Annotated in this window: 17 protein-coding genes; 8 read left to right on the top strand and 9 right to left on the bottom strand. The window is 71.7% G+C overall.

The window, feature by feature from the left end; translation table 11 throughout:
• Positions 1–162: 162 nt before the first annotated feature.
• The gene (gene aceA / locus AB0N02_RS09590) at positions 163–1,461 is read left to right on the top strand and encodes an isocitrate lyase (protein WP_363944381.1); all 1,299 of its coding nucleotides are present in this window, start codon (positions 163–165) and stop codon (positions 1,459–1,461) included.
• Positions 1,462–1,736: 275 nt separating this feature from the next.
• Here the strand turns inward: aceA and mihF are convergent, their stop codons facing one another.
• Positions 1,737–2,045, bottom strand: coding sequence for an integration host factor, actinobacterial type (mihF, locus tag AB0N02_RS09595; protein WP_363944383.1), 309 nt, complete (start codon positions 2,043–2,045; stop codon positions 1,737–1,739).
• A gap of 160 nt (positions 2,046–2,205) precedes the next feature.
• Between mihF and AB0N02_RS09600 the strand changes: the two genes are divergently transcribed.
• Together AB0N02_RS09600 and AB0N02_RS09605 are read left to right on the top strand one after the other, a co-directional pair.
• Positions 2,206–2,379, top strand: coding sequence for a hypothetical protein (locus AB0N02_RS09600; RefSeq protein WP_363944385.1), 174 nt, complete (start codon positions 2,206–2,208; stop codon positions 2,377–2,379).
• A 477-nt stretch (positions 2,380–2,856) separates the two neighbouring features.
• A complete protein-coding gene (locus AB0N02_RS09605; protein WP_271217174.1) occupies positions 2,857–3,144 on the top strand; it encodes an HU family DNA-binding protein in 288 nt (95 codons plus the stop codon).
• A 22-nt stretch (positions 3,145–3,166) separates the two neighbouring features.
• Here AB0N02_RS09605 and AB0N02_RS09610 read toward each other — a convergent pair whose 3' ends face one another.
• Together AB0N02_RS09610 and AB0N02_RS09615 are read right to left on the bottom strand one after the other, a co-directional pair.
• Entirely contained in the window at positions 3,167–3,982 is an 816-nt protein-coding gene (locus AB0N02_RS09610) for an ATP-binding cassette domain-containing protein (RefSeq protein WP_363944387.1), read from the bottom strand.
• A gap of 57 nt (positions 3,983–4,039) precedes the next feature.
• Positions 4,040–5,692, bottom strand: a complete 1,653-nt coding sequence (locus AB0N02_RS09615; protein WP_363944892.1) for a protein kinase — start codon at positions 5,690–5,692, stop codon at positions 4,040–4,042.
• A gap of 177 nt (positions 5,693–5,869) precedes the next feature.
• Here AB0N02_RS09615 and AB0N02_RS09620 point away from each other — a divergent pair, with 177 nt between their 5' ends.
• The 3 genes from AB0N02_RS09620 (at position 5,870) to AB0N02_RS09630 (ending at position 8,463) form a co-directional block, all read left to right on the top strand.
• A complete protein-coding gene (locus AB0N02_RS09620) occupies positions 5,870–6,736 on the top strand; it encodes an ABC-2 family transporter protein (RefSeq protein ID WP_363944389.1) in 867 nt (288 codons plus the stop codon).
• Positions 6,737–6,853: 117 nt separating this feature from the next.
• Positions 6,854–7,651: an ABC-2 family transporter protein gene (locus AB0N02_RS09625; protein ID WP_363944391.1), complete on the top strand. Its 798-nt coding sequence runs from the start codon at positions 6,854–6,856 to the stop codon at positions 7,649–7,651.
• A 5-nt stretch (positions 7,652–7,656) separates the two neighbouring features.
• The gene (locus tag AB0N02_RS09630) at positions 7,657–8,463 is read left to right on the top strand and encodes an ATP-binding cassette domain-containing protein (protein WP_363944392.1); all 807 of its coding nucleotides are present in this window, start codon (positions 7,657–7,659) and stop codon (positions 8,461–8,463) included.
• Between the two features lie 240 nt (positions 8,464–8,703).
• On the opposite strand, the gene AB0N02_RS09635 is transcribed toward AB0N02_RS09630, so the two are convergent.
• Positions 8,704–9,048, bottom strand: coding sequence for a DUF1036 domain-containing protein (locus tag AB0N02_RS09635; RefSeq protein ID WP_363944394.1), 345 nt, complete (start codon positions 9,046–9,048; stop codon positions 8,704–8,706).
• 3 nt (positions 9,049–9,051) lie between these two features.
• Positions 9,052–9,261, bottom strand: a complete 210-nt coding sequence (locus AB0N02_RS09640) for a hypothetical protein (RefSeq protein WP_363944396.1) — start codon at positions 9,259–9,261, stop codon at positions 9,052–9,054.
• 320 nt (positions 9,262–9,581) lie between these two features.
• Between AB0N02_RS09640 and AB0N02_RS09645 the strand changes: the two genes are divergently transcribed.
• Together AB0N02_RS09645 and AB0N02_RS09650 are read left to right on the top strand one after the other, a co-directional pair.
• Positions 9,582–10,133 (top strand): MFS transporter, encoded by a 552-nt coding sequence (locus AB0N02_RS09645; protein ID WP_363944398.1) that lies wholly within the window; start codon positions 9,582–9,584, stop codon positions 10,131–10,133.
• A gap of 48 nt (positions 10,134–10,181) precedes the next feature.
• Positions 10,182–10,940 (top strand): YcnI family protein, encoded by a 759-nt coding sequence (locus AB0N02_RS09650; protein ID WP_363944399.1) that lies wholly within the window; start codon positions 10,182–10,184, stop codon positions 10,938–10,940.
• Between the two features lie 155 nt (positions 10,941–11,095).
• Here AB0N02_RS09650 and AB0N02_RS09655 read toward each other — a convergent pair whose 3' ends face one another.
• The 4 genes from AB0N02_RS09655 to AB0N02_RS09670 all read right to left on the bottom strand — a co-directional run bounded on the left by AB0N02_RS09655 (position 11,096) and on the right by AB0N02_RS09670 (position 15,168).
• Positions 11,096–11,341, bottom strand: coding sequence for a hypothetical protein (locus tag AB0N02_RS09655; RefSeq protein ID WP_363944400.1), 246 nt, complete (start codon positions 11,339–11,341; stop codon positions 11,096–11,098).
• A 159-nt stretch (positions 11,342–11,500) separates the two neighbouring features.
• Positions 11,501–12,574, bottom strand: coding sequence for an ABC transporter permease (locus tag AB0N02_RS09660; RefSeq protein ID WP_363944402.1), 1,074 nt, complete (start codon positions 12,572–12,574; stop codon positions 11,501–11,503).
• Positions 12,561–13,538, bottom strand: a complete 978-nt coding sequence (locus AB0N02_RS09665) for an ABC transporter ATP-binding protein (RefSeq protein WP_363944404.1) — start codon at positions 13,536–13,538, stop codon at positions 12,561–12,563. The genes AB0N02_RS09660 and AB0N02_RS09665 overlap by 14 nt, the downstream gene beginning before the upstream one ends.
• 463 nt (positions 13,539–14,001) lie before the next feature.
• A complete protein-coding gene (locus tag AB0N02_RS09670) occupies positions 14,002–15,168 on the bottom strand; it encodes a DUF2092 domain-containing protein (RefSeq protein WP_363944405.1) in 1,167 nt (388 codons plus the stop codon).
• Positions 15,169–15,323 lie beyond the last annotated feature (155 nt).

Below are 15,323 nucleotides of genomic sequence, written 5' to 3' on the forward strand. Positions count from 1 at the left end.
AGTGGTCTAGTCCATATGAAAAAGTATGAATTTCTTCTCGATCAAATACCGGCATTCGTTCTCGAATCGAGAAGAAGTTTGATTCTTTCGAAGGGATTGGTGTTGTTCGCCCGTTTCGTCCGGGCACACACTCAAACCAAGGCACCCAGGGGACGACAAGGAGTGACGATGAACGATCGCCTCAAGGGAGCCGCAGACGAGCTGCGGCGGGAGTGGCAGACCAATCCTCGTTGGACGGACACCGAGCGGACCTTCACGGCCGAAGACGTGGTTCGACTCAGGGGATCCGTCCAGGAGGAGCACACTCTCGCCCAGCTCGGCGCCGAGCGGCTGTGGAACCTACTCAACACCGACGACTACGTGCACGCCCTCGGCGCGCTGACCGGCAACCAGGCCGTGCAGCAGGTCAAGGCGGGCCTGAAGGCCATCTACCTGTCCGGCTGGCAGGTCGCGGCCGACGCCAACCTGGGCGGGCAGACCTACCCCGACCAGAGCCTCTACCCCGCCAACTCCGTCCCCGCCGTCGTCCGCCGCATCAACAACGCGCTGCTGCGGGCCGACCAGATCAGCTGGTCGGAGGGCGACACGAACGCGCCCCACTGGCTGGCCCCGATCGTGGCCGACGCCGAGGCCGGCTTCGGCGGCGTGCTCAACGCCTTCGAGCTGATGAAGGGCATGATCGCCGCGGGTGCCGCGGGGGTGCACTGGGAGGACCAGCTCGCCTCCGAGAAGAAGTGCGGCCACCTGGGCGGGAAGGTGCTGATCCCGACCAGCCAGCACATCAAGACCCTGAACGCGGCCCGTCTCGCGGCCGACGTCGCCGGAGTCCCCTCTGTGATCATCGCGCGGACCGACGCCCAGGCCGCGACGCTCCTGACCACCGACGTCGACCCCCGGGACCAGGCCTTCACCACCGGCGACCGCACGGCGGAGGGCTTCTACCGCGTCCGCAACGGCGTCGCCGCCTGCATCGCGCGCGGCCTGGCCTACGCGCCCTACGCCGACCTGCTGTGGATGGAGACCTCCACCCCGGACCTAGACGTGGCCCGCGAGTTCGCCGAGGCCGTCAAGGCCGTCCACCCCGACCAGATGCTGGCCTACAACTGCTCGCCCTCGTTCAACTGGAAGAAGCACCTGGACGACTCGACCATCGCCAAGTTCCAGCGCGAGCTCGGGCACATGGGCTACAAGTTCCAGTTCATCACGCTGGCGGGCTTCCACTCGCTCAACTACTCGATGTTCGACCTCGCCCGGGGCTACGCCGGGGAGGGCATGACCGCCTACGTGGAGCTGCAGGAGGCGGAGTTCGCCGCCGAGTCCCGCGGCTACACCGCCACCCGTCACCAGCGCGAGGTCGGCACCGGATACTTCGACCTGGTCAGCACGGCCGTCGCGCCGGACTCCTCGACCACGGCCCTCAAGGGCTCCACCGAGGAACAGCAGTTCGAACCGGCTCACTGACCCTTCGAACCGGGCCCGCCCGGATGCTTCTCAGGGCAAAAGACGCTCCCCGGGCGGGCTCCACGACCAGGTCGTAGCGGAAGGCCCCGCCGTACGGATCTCCCCCGAGTCCGCGCGGCGGGGCCTTCTCGTCTCCGGCCCCTTTCCCTCCGCCTTCGGCATCCCCGGAGCCGTCCCCGGGACCGGTTTGCGCGCCGCCTCCGCCTCGGCCCTCCCACGGCCGTGCCGCGATCGTTCCGCGGTCGTTCCGCGGTCGTTCCGTGCGGAGGCGGCCCTCAGTTCGTGACCGCCTGGATCAGCCTGCGCCGCTGTTGCGCGCCCAGGCCCCCGAGACGGCGCGCCTCGTCCACCTCGGCCCGCGCCATCAGCTGGGCGGCCTTGACGCTGCCGATCCCGGGCAGGGCGCGCAACGCCTGCGACACCTTGATGCGCTTGGCGACGTCGTCGTCCCGGTCGAGCAACTGCTCAAGGCTTACCGACCCGGCCTTGACCTCGGCCAGGAGCCTGGCCCGGGCGACCCGGATCTCGGCGGCCTTGACGAGGGCCGCCTGACGCTGTTCTGGGGTGAGCTTGGGCAGAGCCATGTTGATTTCTCCCTGATTACTTGGATTATGACGGTCTGTTACCCGCAGCACACCGACTAATCATCGCCAGGGACGGGAAAACCGCGCAGGTTGCGGGGACCATCACGATATGCCCGGCTGGTTACCCCGGCCTTACCCGGCGGTTCGTAGCCTCGACAGCATGGGGATCTGGCGAGGGCCGGACGGCATCGAGGTCGAGGCGATCGTGCTCAACGACCTCCCGTGCCTGCGCGTGACCCGCACGGTCGGGGAACGGCGGGTGCTGCTGGCGTACTGCATGGACGTGCGCGAGGTCGGCGAGCACGTCGACCTCGCCGAACTCGTCGCGACCTAGGACACGGGAGGAACCGAGGCGCGGGTACCCGGCGACGGTGAGTACGGGCACCCGGAGGACGACGGGCGCGGGCCGTACGAGGAGCCGGGCGCGAATCACCGTCCGTCCGATTCGGTATCGATGTGAACTTTCGCGGCTCATGAGACGTCCGAGTAGGCAGGAGGCCCGGATGGAAGTTCTGGAAGGCCTCTTCGACGAAGACCTCCGCCTGGAGCTCATCCTCGTCGAGGCCCTTTATGGGGAAGCGGAACGACTGGCCGCCCAGTCCGACCGCTGAACGGCACGAGATGCCTGCCGTCTCGCGCGAGACGGCAGGCATCACCGTCTCCCCTCCCGCCCGTCCTCCTCCTCCCTGAGAACGGCGGGCTCCCCCTGAGAACGGCGGGACCTTCCGGACGAACGGAAAAAGACGTCCCCGGCGAACAGGGAGACGGACGGGGATCGATGAACCCGCCCACGATGGCGTTAACTGTCCTCATGAACAAGCGCGAGCTGATCGAGAAGGCCGCGGCCGAGGCGGGGCTCAGCCGGCGGCAGACCGCCGCGGCCCTGGAGGCGATCCTGGGGACCATCCAGACGGCCGTCGCGGCCGAGGATAAGGTCGCCATCCCCGGCTTCGGATCCTTCGAGATCGTCCACAAGCCGGCCCGGACCGGACGTAACCCGCAGACCGGCGAACCCCTGGAGATCGCCGAGACCTGGACGGCCAGATTCAAGCCCAGTCCCGGATTCATGGGCCTCATCCGCCAGCGGAAGAAGGACTGAAACCCCCGGAGGGAGCGAAGGATCAGCCCCGCACGGCACGGGCGGACCAGCGCCCGTCATGCCGGTCGATCCGCAGCGGCCTGCCGAAACACTCCGACAGGTGCTCACCCGTCAGGACCTCCGCCACCCCTCCGGCCACCTGGACGCGGGAGTCGCGCATCAGCAGGACGTGCGTGGTGGTCGCCGGGACCTCCTCCAGATGGTGGGTCACAGTGATCGTGGTCAGCACCGGACGGGTCAGGGCGAGATCCTCGACCGCGGCGATCAGATCCTCACGGGCCGGCAGATCGAGCCCGGCGAACGGCTCGTCCAGCAGCAGGATCACCGGATCGGCCATCAGCGCCCTGGCGATCCGGACCCTGGCCCGCTCCCCCTGCGAACAGACCCGGAACGGCCGGTCCGCGAGGTCCTTGCACCCCATGTCGGCCAGCAGCCGGTGGGCGCGCTCGTGCTCGGCCTGGCCGTACCGGTCCCAGAGCGGGGCACTCGTCCCGGTGTAACCGGTCAGGACGACCGTGTGCGCGGTGGCACCCTCCTCCTCCAGCAGCTCCTCGTCGACGAGCCGCCGGCTGGCGGCGACCAGGCCGATGCGGTTGCGGAGCTCCCGAAGATCGACCCGGCCGAGCCGCTGGCCGAGCACGGTGACCACGCCGTCCGTGGGATGCCGTACGGCCGCGGCCAGGGACAGCAGCGTTGTCTTGCCGGCCCCGTTGGGCCCGAGCACCACCCAGTGCTCGCCGTATCCGACCCGCCAGTCGACACCGGCCAGCAGTGTCCTGCCGACCACCCGGACATCGACGCCGTCCAGCTCCACCGCACCCGGCGCGAGCCCGCCCATAGTTCTCTCCCCAACTCGACACGCGCCGATCACCCTAACCGATACGGCGACGCGCCCTCACTCGCCGATCTGCAGCGAGGGACCCGCGCTCGGCGAGGCCGCGGCGGTGGCCGCCGTCGTGGACGGGGCCGCCGACGGGACCGGGCTCTCCCCCTCCCCGGCCTGCGGAATCTGGGTGAAGGAGGGCTTGGAGTCGGGACGGGGATCGGGACGGGGATCGGGACGGGAGTCGGGATCCGCCGCCGATGTCGCTGATGTCGCCGATGTCGCCGGGCAGTCCCCTCCGCTCCTCGCCCCCGCCTCCGCGCAGCCCCGCGGATCCTCCTGAGCGGGCGGCCCCTCCGTTTCCCGCGGACGGTGCGGCCGCTCCTGATGCGGCTCCTCGTCCTCGCCGTTCAGCGGAGACACCGAGACCGTCTGGGTGGCGGTGATCAGGACCGTGGCGGGCTCGACCGACGGCGTCACGGCCGGGCGTGCGGTCCGCGACCCGGTGCCCGGTGGGAGGGCCGCCCGCGAAGCGCGCCCCGCACCGGTCTCGTGGGTCGGCGCCACATCCGGGACCCGCCCCGGAATCTCGGGACCGGCGTCCACCCGGATCCCACCGCGGGTGGCGGCGGCCACCGTGAGGGCCGCCATGGAGACCGTGGCCAGCGCCGCCAGCGCCGCCTGCGCCAGGTTCGCGCGCCCGCGCGACTCCGCCCTGCGGGAGACCCTGACCGGAACGGACGGCCGGTCACCGGCCGGAGCCGGGGTCCCGTCCCTCGTGTTCCCGTAGGACGGCGCGAGCGTTCCGGACCACGGCCGCCCCGCAGCGGGAGGATGCGGCACCGGCGTCCAGATCTCGGCCAGCACGTCGGCCACCGCCTGCCGCGGATCCCAGGGGACGCCCACACCGACGGCGGCGAGCAGCGCGCCGAGCAGTTCGGTGGCCCGGGGGCGCCGCGCGGGATCCTTGACGAGCGAGGCCTCGACCACGGGACGGAGCAGGGCCGGCACCGAGGCGACACGCGGCGGCTCGACCAGGATGCGGCGGGCCAGCATGTCCGCCTCCCCCGCGCCGAAGGGATGGTGACCGGTGGCGGCGTAGGCGACCAGGCACCCCCAGGAGAAGACGTCGGAGGCGGGCAGCGCGGGACCGCCGGTGAGCCGCTCCGGGGCCACCCACCCCGGGCTGCCCATGACCTGCCCGGCCTGCGTGTGCGCGGCGAGGGTGTCCACGTCTCTGGCGATGCCGAAGTCGATCAACCTCGGCCCGGCGTCCGACAGCAGCACGTTGCCCGGCTTGAGGTCGCGGTGGACCAGCCCGGCCTCGTGCACCGCCACCAGCGCGGCCGCCACCCCGAGGGCGACGCCGTAGGCCAGGTCGGGGGGCAGCGGCCCCCGGGACGCCATCACCTGCGACAGCGCCGGCCCGGGGATGTACTCGCAGACCAGGTAGGGCCGGTCCCTGTCCGTGCCGTCCTCCACGACCGCGGCCGTGCAGAAGGGCACCACCCGCCGGGAGAGCCGCACCTCCTCCGCGAACCGGGCGCGGAGGACGGCGTCGTGGAGATGCCCCGGATGGGGCGTCTTGAGGGCCACCACACCCCCCTGGGGGTGCTCGGCCAGGTAGACCACGCCCATCCCGCCGACACCGAGGCGGCCGAGCAGCAGGTAACGGCCGACGATGACCGGATCTCCGACGGTCAGGGGCCGCACCCCCGGCGGCATTCCGTTCACCGGGCCAGTTCCGCCACGTGCCATCCTGGTTGAGCCTCTCGTCCGCGCGCTCCGGCAAGCACACTGTGACGGGATTCCGGAGACCTTCGCCCCCGACCTATCAGAAGGGGTATGGCAGGTAAGGCGAATCATCCCCCGGGGTAAGTTCCGCTGCCGTCCCGGCGGGCGGTGCCGCCGAAAACCCGTTGCCGCGTCCGTGGCCGCCGACAACCATGGGAGGGTTGCCCCGACGTCTCCCGGGAGGCCGCCTTCCTGCTCTACGCGCGCATCGCCGGATACAGCTTCCGCCGCCACTCCGCCTACCGCGCCGCCGCCCTGGCCGGAGCCTTCACCAACACCGTCTTCGGAATCCTCCGCGCCTACGTGCTGATCGCCCTGTGGGAGTCCCGCCCCGGGCTCGCCGGATACGACGTCACGGACGCCGTGACCTTCTGCTTCCTCAGCCAGGCCTTCATCGGCCCGATGCAGGTCTTCGGCGGCGGCCTGGAACTGTCGGGACGCGTACGGACCGGAGACATCGCCATCGACCTCGTCCGGCCGGCGTCACTGCAGCTGTGGAGCCTCGCCACCGACATCGGCAGGGCCTCCTACCTCTTCCTGATGCGCAGCCTGCCTCCGACGGCCGTCGGCGCGGCGCTGTTCGGCATCGTCGTCCCCACCCGCCCGGCGACCTGGCTCGCCTTCACCGCGGGCTTCGCACTCGGGGTGATCGTCAGCTTCGGCTGGCGCTACCTGATCGCGCTGTCCGCCTGCTGGATCACCGACGACCGCGGGACACAGTCGGTGTCGCTGGTGCTGACGTTCTTCCTCAGCGGCATGACCCTGCCGCTGAACCTGTTCCCCGGCGAACTGGGCGAGATCGCCCGGGCACTCCCCTGGTCGGCGATGGTCCAGGTCCCCGCCGACCTCTACCTCGGCAAACGAGACATCCTCGACGCGCTGGGATTCCAGGCGGCGTGGGCGATCGCGCTGCTGGCACTCGGCGCCCTGGTCACCCGCGCCGCCCGCCGCAAGGTCGTGATCCAGGGTGGCTGACGGCCCGGCCGCCCCGGAGTGCCCCGAAACGCCGCGGAGACCGGAGCGCGCGCGAGGATCAGGGACCGGAGAGGCCACGGGAAACGCCGGAGGAACGACCGCGACCGGGAAAGGCGCGTGGCCGACGTGATCAGGACGTATCTCCTGCTGGCCTGGACGTGGACTAAGGCCTCCGCCCAGTACCCGGGACAGCTGGCCATGCTGACGCTCGGCTCGCTCGTCGTCACCACGCTCGACGTCGCGGCGATCTGGGTGATCTTCGAGCACACCCGCTCCCTGGCCGGGTTCGACCGGACCGAGATGATGTTCCTCTACGGCACCTCAAGCCTGTCGTTCGCGCTGAGCGACATGCTCTTCGGCAACGTGGACCGCCTCAGCCAGCACATCAGGGCCGGCACCTTCGACACGATGCTCATCCGGCCCGCCGGCGCGTTCGTCCAGATGGCCGTCGACCAGTTCGGCGTCCACCGCCTCGGCAGGATCCTCCAGGCCACGGCCGTACTCGCCGTCGCCCTGCCCCGGCTCGACCCGCCCTGGAGCAGGGCCTGGATGGTTCCGCTGATGATCCTGTGCGGGGTCGTCATCTTCGCCTCGATCTTCGCCCTCGGCGGCGCGCTGCAGTTCCTGCTGACCGACGCGCCCGAGGTGGCCAACGCCTTCACCTACGGCGGCACCACGCTCACCCAGTATCCGCTGAGCATCTACGCGGGCGAACTCGTCAGGGGGGTCACGTTCGTCGTGCCGCTGGCGTTCGTGAACTGGCAGCCGGCGCTGTTCGTGCTGAACCGGCCGGATCCGCTCGGCCTGCCGTACTGGCTGCGTTTCGCCGGCCCCGCCGCGGCCCTGGCCCTCGCCGCCGTGGCCGCGCTCGCCTGGCGGACGGGCATTCGCCGCTACCGCTCAACGGGGAGTTGAGGAACATGATCGAAGCCGAACGGGTCGGCCGCGTGTTCACCGTGGGCCGCCGTCGCGCGCGCAGGACGGTGCACGCCGTACGGGATCTGTCGTTCACCATCGGGGCCGGGGAGTTCGTCGGCTGTCTCGGCCCGAACGGCGCGGGCAAATCGACCACCATCAAGATGCTCACCGGCATCCTCGCGCCGACCTCGGGCCGCGTCGAGGTGGCCGGGCTCGACCCCGCGCGGCACCGTACGGCTCTCGCCCGCAAGATCGGCGTGGTCTTCGGGCAGCGGACCACCCTGTGGTGGGACCTGCCGCTCAGGGACAGTTTCGAACTGGTCCGACTTCTTTACAAAGTAGATCAAAGTGTTTTCCGCCGGAGGCTGGAGGAGCTGACGGCACTGCTCGACCTGGCCGCGTTCATGGGCACCCCGGTCCGCCAGCTCAGCCTGGGCCAGCGCATGCGCGGCGACGTCACCGCCGCCCTCCTCCACGACCCCGCCGTACTCGTGCTCGACGAGCCCACCATCGGCCTGGACGTGGTCAGCAAGGCCGCCATGCGCGAGTTCCTGCGCCGCCTCAACGCCGAACACGGCACCACGGTCCTGCTCACCACACACGACCTGGGGGACATCGAGAAACTCTGCCACCGCGTGATGCTCATCGACCACGGGCGCCTGACCTTCGACGGCACCCTCGACGACCTGCGCGCGACCGCGCCGGCGGCGGAGTCCATCGAGGACGTGGTCGCCCGTCTCTACACCGGGGAGATCACGCCGCCCCCGGGAGCGGCGGACCCGGCGAGCGGGAGCGGACGCCGCGCATGACGATGACCGGCCCGCTCACGGATCGGGCCGGTCATCGCCTCAAGGTGGCATTCCATGCTCACGGGCACCCGGCTCGCGGGTTCCGGGATCGCGAGGACCCGGCTCGCAGGTACCGGGTGCGCGGGTGCCCAGCCGGAACGCCGGGCTCACGGGCGGCCATCGCGGAGACGCCTGGCTGGCGCGCTCACGACGGCCGGGAGGGGGTGGGACCGGACGCGTGACGCCGGAGGGGAGCCGGCGTCAGGCGACGAGGTTGACGTAGTAGCGGGAGTAACCGTTCAGGTCGACCAGGCGGGCTCCGACCGGCCTGGCCGCGGTGCTCCCGATGTTGAGACAGGAGTCGAAGGCGGTCTGGTAGACGTAGATCGGACCGTAGGGCCCGGTCCAGACGGCGCCGTTCGCGGCCTCCGCGTAGAAGGCGGCGTATCGGTTGTTGGTGTTGATGACATATGCCTCGCCACCGGGGTCGATGGCCCACCAGCCACGGGTGCCCCACTGGCCGTAGTCGCGACAGCCGTCCGGACTGTAGAACATGATCGCGACCCACACCTTGGAGGTGTAGCGGTTACGGAAGTGCAGCTCCATGGTCTACTCCTCCGATTCCGCGAAGCGCTGGGCCAGCGGCCGGGCGTCGAGCGGCTGATCCGCCAGGGGGGGCAGGTGGTCGTCGGCGCTGGCCGCGACGGCGATCCTGTCGGCGGTCCCCGCGCGCGCGTTGGACTCACCGATGTTGGCCCCCGTGGCGTCCGCGAACGCCACCCGGGGATCGGGCTGACGCTCGGTGCCGTTGTCGGGCATTGCTCACCTCTATCCTTTGAATGCGTAGGGTGATCGAGCAACAACGTACAGTTAAAGTCACGAGCGTGTAAAGGGGGTTTCCGGCGACCGCCGGAGCCGGAGACCGGCCGCCGGGACGGCGCCATGGCCCCCTCCGGGCGACCGCCGTTCCGGTGGCCCGCGCCACCCCGTCCGTCGCGGCGGGGACGGGAGAGAACAGCGCACCCGGGTGGGACATGCCTGCCATCGCAGTGATCTCAGCGACGGATCGCGACGGCCCCGGCACCGAGAAAGCCCGGAAACGGTGGGGGACGCGGGGGCATGAGACCATATGGGACATCATGCGTGCCCGCCTCCCGTTACGTCTCGCGCGCACGGCCGCCTTCTCGGCCGTCTGCGTGGCGCTCGCCGCGTTCGGCCACCTGGCCGCCGGCGGTTCGGGACCCGCGCCGTGGGCGGTGACGGCCGGTGGCGTCGCGGTCATGGCCGTGACGGCGGCGCTGGCCGGGCGCGAGCGGTCCACGGCGGTGATCAGCACCGGCCTGTCGGCCATGCAGCTGTTCCTGCACGAGCTGTTCGCCTTCGGCGACCCCGCGGGGATCTCCCTGACCATGCACGCCCACGGCAAGGGGCTGAGCGAGAGCCTCGGCATGCTCATCGCGCACCTCACCGCCACGCTGATCACCGGCTGGTGGCTGGCGCGCGGCGAGGCCGCCCTGTGGACGCTGCTCCGCGCGGCGGGCCGGCGGCTGGGCGCCATGCTCCGCCTGCTCCCGCTCCCCGCGATCCCCTCCGCCCCGCGCGCGGTGCCGGCCGCCGCCGTCGTCGCTCCGGCGCGGGGTCTGCTCCGTCACAGTGTCAGCCGGCGTGGTCCTCCACTTCCCGCCGTCTGAGTCACCCCTCCTCACCGCACGACCCGAGTCTCGAAGTGGAGAACTGCCATGTCCCTTTCCTCAGCGTGCCGCCGCGCCGTGACCGTCACCGCGGGTGTCACCGCGCTCACCCTCGGTCTGGCCCTTCCCGCGCTCGCACACGTGAGCATCAACCCCGGCACCGCCGAGCAGGGCGGTTTCACCAAGGTCGCCTTCCGCGTCCCCAACGAGCGTGACAACGCCTCGACCAACAAGATCGAGGTGTCCCTGTCCACCGACCACCCGCTGCCGTTCGTCTCGGTCAGGCCGGTCCCCGGCTGGGACGTCAAGGTGGTCGAGAGCACGCTGCCCAAGCCGGTCACCACCGAGTACGGCGAGATGACCAAGGCCGTCACGAAGATCACCTGGTCGGGCGGGAAGATCGAGCCGCACCAGTTCCAGGAGTTCGAGGTGTCCATGGGGATGCTGCCCAAGGACACCGACACGCTCGTCTTCCCCACCGTCCAGAGCTACACGGGCGGCGAGGTCGTCAAGTGGGCCGACCCGCCCAAGGCCGACGGTTCGGAGGCCGAGCACCCGGCCCCGACCCTCAAGCTCACCCCCGCCTCCGCCGACGGCGACGGGCACGGCGCGGCGTCCGCCGACCCGTCCGCGGCCCCGAGCACCCCCGCGGCCCAGGCCGCGCCCTCCGTGACGCCGGTCGCCGCGGCGCAGGCGTCCTCCTCGGACGGAACCGCCCGCCTGCTCGGCGGCGCCGGCCTGCTGGCCGGGATCGTGGGCGTCGTGGCCGGCGTGCTGGGACTGCGCCGCGGCGGCCGTACCTCCTGAGGAAAGACCCCTGAGCCCGAACCGGGCGAACACCGATGAGGCGGCCCCGCGGATGCCCTCCGCGGGGCCGCCTCGTGTTCCGGAGCCCGCCCCCTGTCCGGGCCGGCCGGCGCGCGGGCCGCGCCGCCCGCCTCCGCCCCGCCGCGGAGCGACGATCAGGCGGTGGTGAGGGTCGCGGGATCGACCTGGTCGGCCGCGCGCAGCGCCCAGCGCATCCGGGATTCGTAGGTCTCGGGATGGTCACCGGCCTCCTGCGCGACGCAGGCCGCGCACTCGGTGAGGTCGGCGTGGCACGCGCGCAGCCGGTCTTCGATGACCGCGCGAACCTGCTCCGGCGAGGGGTCCTCCGACGCCTGCAGCGCGGAGGCGAAAAGGAGCTGTGCGAGATCGGAAACGCTCATCGTGGACGGCATCGCAAGCCTCTTTCCCGGGAGCTTGGAAGTCAGAAGACCTCGGCCGCGCCCCGTTGGTCGTTCATGTTGTATTCATACCTCCATCTTGGCGAGTGGTACCGACATTTTTCGGTGGATCCGCCAGCAATAAGCATGAAACAAGAAAGGTCAGCAGGTTATGTCCTTGCCGGTGAAGCGGGCCCAAGCGATCGAGCCGAAGATCACGGTGTAGGCGGCGAAGACCAGCAGTCCCTGCCCCATGTCACCGGTGGCGATCGGATCGCGCAGCACCCCGTCGAAACCGTTCCACCAGCGGGTCAGCAGGTACGGCTGGAGCCCCGAGAGCTGCGGGACGACACCGAGCACCTGGGCGACGACGACCAGCACCACGGTCGCGGCGATGGCGCCGACGGTCACCTCGGTCAGCGTCGAGAACGCCAGCGCGACGGCGGCCAGGGCGGCCATGCCCGCCGCGACGTACAGCACCACCAGGCCGATCCTCAGCAGGGCGTCGAAGGTGGAGATCGTCCCTCCCGACAGCAGGACGACCGGGCCCGCGGGGAACAGCACCAGCCCGGTGAGCAGCGCCGACAGCGCGATCACGGTGACGGCTCCCAGGCAGAAGACGACCGCGTTGGCGTACTTGACGGCCAGCAGCCGGGTACGGCCCGCCGGAGCGGCCAGCAGGTAGCGCAGGGTGCCCAGACCGGCCTCCCCCGCGACCGTGTCGCCCGCGACCACCGCGACCGAGACCGGCAGCAGCAGCTGCACCAGGACGGCGAGCGCGGCGAAGGTGAGGAACAGCCCGTTCCCCGTGACCTGGCCGAAGACGGCGGAACCCGGACCGTCCCCGTCGGGGCCGCCGAAGGCCCGCAGCGCGACGCCGAGCAGCACCGGGACCCCGGCCAGCACGGCGAGCATGGCGATGTTCCTGGGGCGGCGGAAGGTCAGCCCGATCTCCGAGGCGAGCAGGCGCAGCAAGGCCCTGGGGGCGCCCACCGCGCGGCCGCCCGGAATCGCTCCCGCCCTCGCGGCCCGGACGGTGCCCTCGCGGGCGTCCGCGCCGGTGGCGGCGCGCTCCTCCGGGGCGTCGTCGCGAGGTGGCACCCCGGTGGCGGCGTGTCCCTCCGGAGCGCCGCCGTGAGGTGGCACCCCGGTGGCGTGTCCCTCCGGAGCGTCGTCGTGGGGCGGGGCGCCGTCCACGCCGGTGGACACGACCTCTCCCCCGCTAACCGTTGACATCGAAGCCCTCCCCGGTCAAGCCCACGAACACGTCCTCCAGGCTCGGCCGCTGCACGGCCAGGCCACGCACCGCGACACCCGCCGTCACCAGCGCGGCGCAGATCCGCTCGGGGGCGTCGGCGCCCAGTTCCGCGCTCGCCTCCCCGTCTCCGGCACGGACTCCCGGCAGTCCCAGGGCGCCCAGCACGGCCGCCGCCGCCGCGGCGTCCGGTGTCTCCACCCGGATCCTGACCGCCTCTCCCGCCCGGAGCTCGGCGATGGGCCCCTGGGCGACCAGCCGCCCGGCCCGCATGACGGCGACGTGGGAGCACATCTGCTCCACCTCGGCCAGCAGGTGCGAGGAGACGAACACGGTCGTCCCCTCGGCTGCGATCTCCCGCACCAGGGTGCGCACCTCGCGCGTGCCCTGCGGGTCCAGGCCGTTGGTCGGCTCGTCGAGGATCAGCAGCTCCCGCGGCGTGAGCAGCGCGACGGCGATGGCCAGCCGCTGGCGCATGCCCAGCGAGTAGGCCCGGTAGCGTTTGCGCGCGGCGGCGGCCAGCCCCACCCTGTCGAGGGCGAGGGCGATCCTGGCGGTGGCGGTGCGGGGATCGGCCGCGGGATCGGCCGCGTCGTAGCGGCGCAGGTTCGCCTCACCCGACAGGTAGGGGTAGAAGGCCGGCCCCTCGATCACCGCCCCGACCCGCGGCAGCACGGCGCCCAGCCCGCCCGGCATGGGCGCGCCGAGCAGTTCCCAGGTGCCCCCGCTCGGGGAGACCAGGCCGAGCAGCATGCGGATGGTGGTGGTCTTGCCGGAGCCGTTGGGCCCGAGGAAGCCGAAGACCGAACCTCTGGGGACGGCCAGGCCGAGGTCGTCCACGGCCACCTGGCCGCTCCTGAACCGCTTGGTCAGGCCCCGGGTGACGATCGAGCACTCCCCGGCGGGGGTCACGACCGGCGACGCGGGTTCCCGGACGGTCAGCACGGCCCCTCCCCCACCGGCCCCGGCGCCACCGGCCTCACCGGTACCGCTGGCCTTCCCGGTGGCGGGCCTCCCGGTGACAGGCCCTCCGGCCGGCGGACCCTCGCGCGGTGGACGACCGGCACGGCCCCCGCCTCTCTCCTCGCGTCCCGAACCGTCAACGTGCCCTCCACCTCTCCCCGGACGTTCCAGACCGGCGACACGATCCCCGCCCTCCTCCGGTGCCGGGGGCCGCCCGCGCGTCCTCCGCGCCGCCTCCGGTCTCCCGGATCACCGGCCCGCCCCCCGCACCTCCCTCCGGCGTCCCGGAAACGGGCGCGCTTCTCCCTGGCGATCTTCGGCGTTCCTGAGGGCGGGTGGGGGCGCCGCTCGCGCCCCCGGCTCTCGTCGAGATCCTCACGGCGGGGCACGCGCACGCGGTCCCCGCCGCCGCCCGCCAGGAGTCGTACGGCTCCCGGCATGTCACTCATCTCCGCCCGGCCACCTCGGCCAGCTTCTCGGGGGTGACCGCGCCGACCAGCAGGCGGCCGTCGTCGGTCAGCAGCGCGGAGACCAGCTTGGTCTGGATGACCCTGCCGCTGCCCCATGTCCCGCTGATCGGCTTGGCGGACCTCAGCAGCGCGTCGGCGACCACGTTGCCGTCCTGCCCGGCGGAGCCCTCGTCCTGTCCCCGCGAGGCCTGGCCCAGTGTCTTGAGCGTGCTCTCGGAGAAGGGGAGCACCGCGACCGAGGTCCAGCCCTCGCCCACGATCTCGGCCCTCTCCCTGAGCTCCTCCGCCCTCTCCTGCCTGGCCTCCTGCTTCCCGTTGAGGTCGTCGACGACCTTCTCCTCGACCTTCGCGCCCGCGGGCGGGGTGAAGGTGAAGTTGCCCGCGGCGGGCGGGGTGAAGGTGATCGAGGTGAAGCCGACCTCGAAGGCCGGTTCCGCCGCGCTCTTGGCGTAGACCTGGACGCGCAGCGGGACGTAGGTCTCCCCGTCGAGCGCCACCCTGACCTCCCTGATCAGGGAGGCGCCGTCCTTCGGGGCGAGGACGAGCTGGTAGGCCGGGCGGTCGGCGACCCGCTCGGTGTTGGTCACGCTGATCGCGGTCGTGGCGCCCGCCCTGTTCAGCACCTCCCCGGCGAGCTGCTGCGGGGTGGTCGCCGTCGGCAGGGCCCGGCCGGCGCCGTCCTGGGTCCGCGCCGTCCCCTTGATCCGGGTCGCCGTGTTGGCCTGGCTGTCCCACACCCAGGCCTGGTCCCCGTTGACGATCAGGTCGGTCTCGCTCATCCGGCCGGGGAGGGCGAAGCGGAACCGGTCCGCGCCGCCGTACCAGACCTTGAGCTCGTGCGAGCCCGCCAGCAGCGTCGCGGGAGAGGCGGCGTCGCCGTTGCCCAGCTGGGGCAGTCCCGGAAGGCCGAGCGACGCGGTCTGTATGACGGTGCCCGACATGGGCCTCACGCCGGCCCCCGTGGTCCGGGCGGCCTGGGCGGCGTCGGCGAGCAACTGCTCGGCGGTGCGTTCGGGCAGCACCGGATCCCCCTGGACCGCGGCGATGACCGGGCCCGCGCCGAGAGCCCCGGCGACCACCGCGATCGCGGCGACCGGAACCCCCCACCTCATCGCGCGGCCCCGTCTCGTTCGCTCTGACATATCACTCCTTCACGGTATTCCGTCGATCGCTTCCGTTCGCAGCTTGCGTGAACGGTCCTGTGCCGGAGCTGAGACAGACTGAGAGGGCTCACAGGGTTCTCAGCGGAATCTCAGGCCCCTCGGCCGAAGATGAGGCGATCGGTGAAGGTGGTGGG

It is taken from the genome of Streptosporangium sp. NPDC051022 (assembly GCF_040683035.1).
Taxonomy (GTDB): Bacteria; Actinomycetota; Actinomycetes; order Streptosporangiales; family Streptosporangiaceae; genus Streptosporangium.

Coding starts and splice junctions, on each gene's coding strand:
- mihF (WP_363944383.1), bottom strand. CDS start 2,045: ATGGCTCTGCCCAAGCTCACCCCAGAACAGCGTCAGGCGGCCCTCGTC.
- AB0N02_RS09600 (WP_363944385.1), top strand. CDS start 2,206: ATGGGGATCTGGCGAGGGCCGGACGGCATCGAGGTCGAGGCGATCGTG.
- AB0N02_RS09605 (WP_271217174.1), top strand. CDS start 2,857: ATGAACAAGCGCGAGCTGATCGAGAAGGCCGCGGCCGAGGCGGGGCTC.
- AB0N02_RS09610 (WP_363944387.1), bottom strand. CDS start 3,982: ATGGGCGGGCTCGCGCCGGGTGCGGTGGAGCTGGACGGCGTCGATGTC.
- AB0N02_RS09615 (WP_363944892.1), bottom strand. CDS start 5,692: ATGCCGCCGGGGGTGCGGCCCCTGACCGTCGGAGATCCGGTCATCGTC.
- AB0N02_RS09630 (WP_363944392.1), top strand. CDS start 7,657: ATGATCGAAGCCGAACGGGTCGGCCGCGTGTTCACCGTGGGCCGCCGT.
- AB0N02_RS09635 (WP_363944394.1), bottom strand. CDS start 9,048: ATGGAGCTGCACTTCCGTAACCGCTACACCTCCAAGGTGTGGGTCGCG.
- AB0N02_RS09640 (WP_363944396.1), bottom strand. CDS start 9,261: ATGCCCGACAACGGCACCGAGCGTCAGCCCGATCCCCGGGTGGCGTTC.
- AB0N02_RS09645 (WP_363944398.1), top strand. CDS start 9,582: ATGCGTGCCCGCCTCCCGTTACGTCTCGCGCGCACGGCCGCCTTCTCG.
- AB0N02_RS09650 (WP_363944399.1), top strand. CDS start 10,182: ATGTCCCTTTCCTCAGCGTGCCGCCGCGCCGTGACCGTCACCGCGGGT.
- AB0N02_RS09655 (WP_363944400.1), bottom strand. CDS start 11,341: ATGAGCGTTTCCGATCTCGCACAGCTCCTTTTCGCCTCCGCGCTGCAG.
- AB0N02_RS09660 (WP_363944402.1), bottom strand. CDS start 12,574: ATGTCAACGGTTAGCGGGGGAGAGGTCGTGTCCACCGGCGTGGACGGC.
- AB0N02_RS09670 (WP_363944405.1), bottom strand. CDS start 15,168: ATGTCAGAGCGAACGAGACGGGGCCGCGCGATGAGGTGGGGGGTTCCG.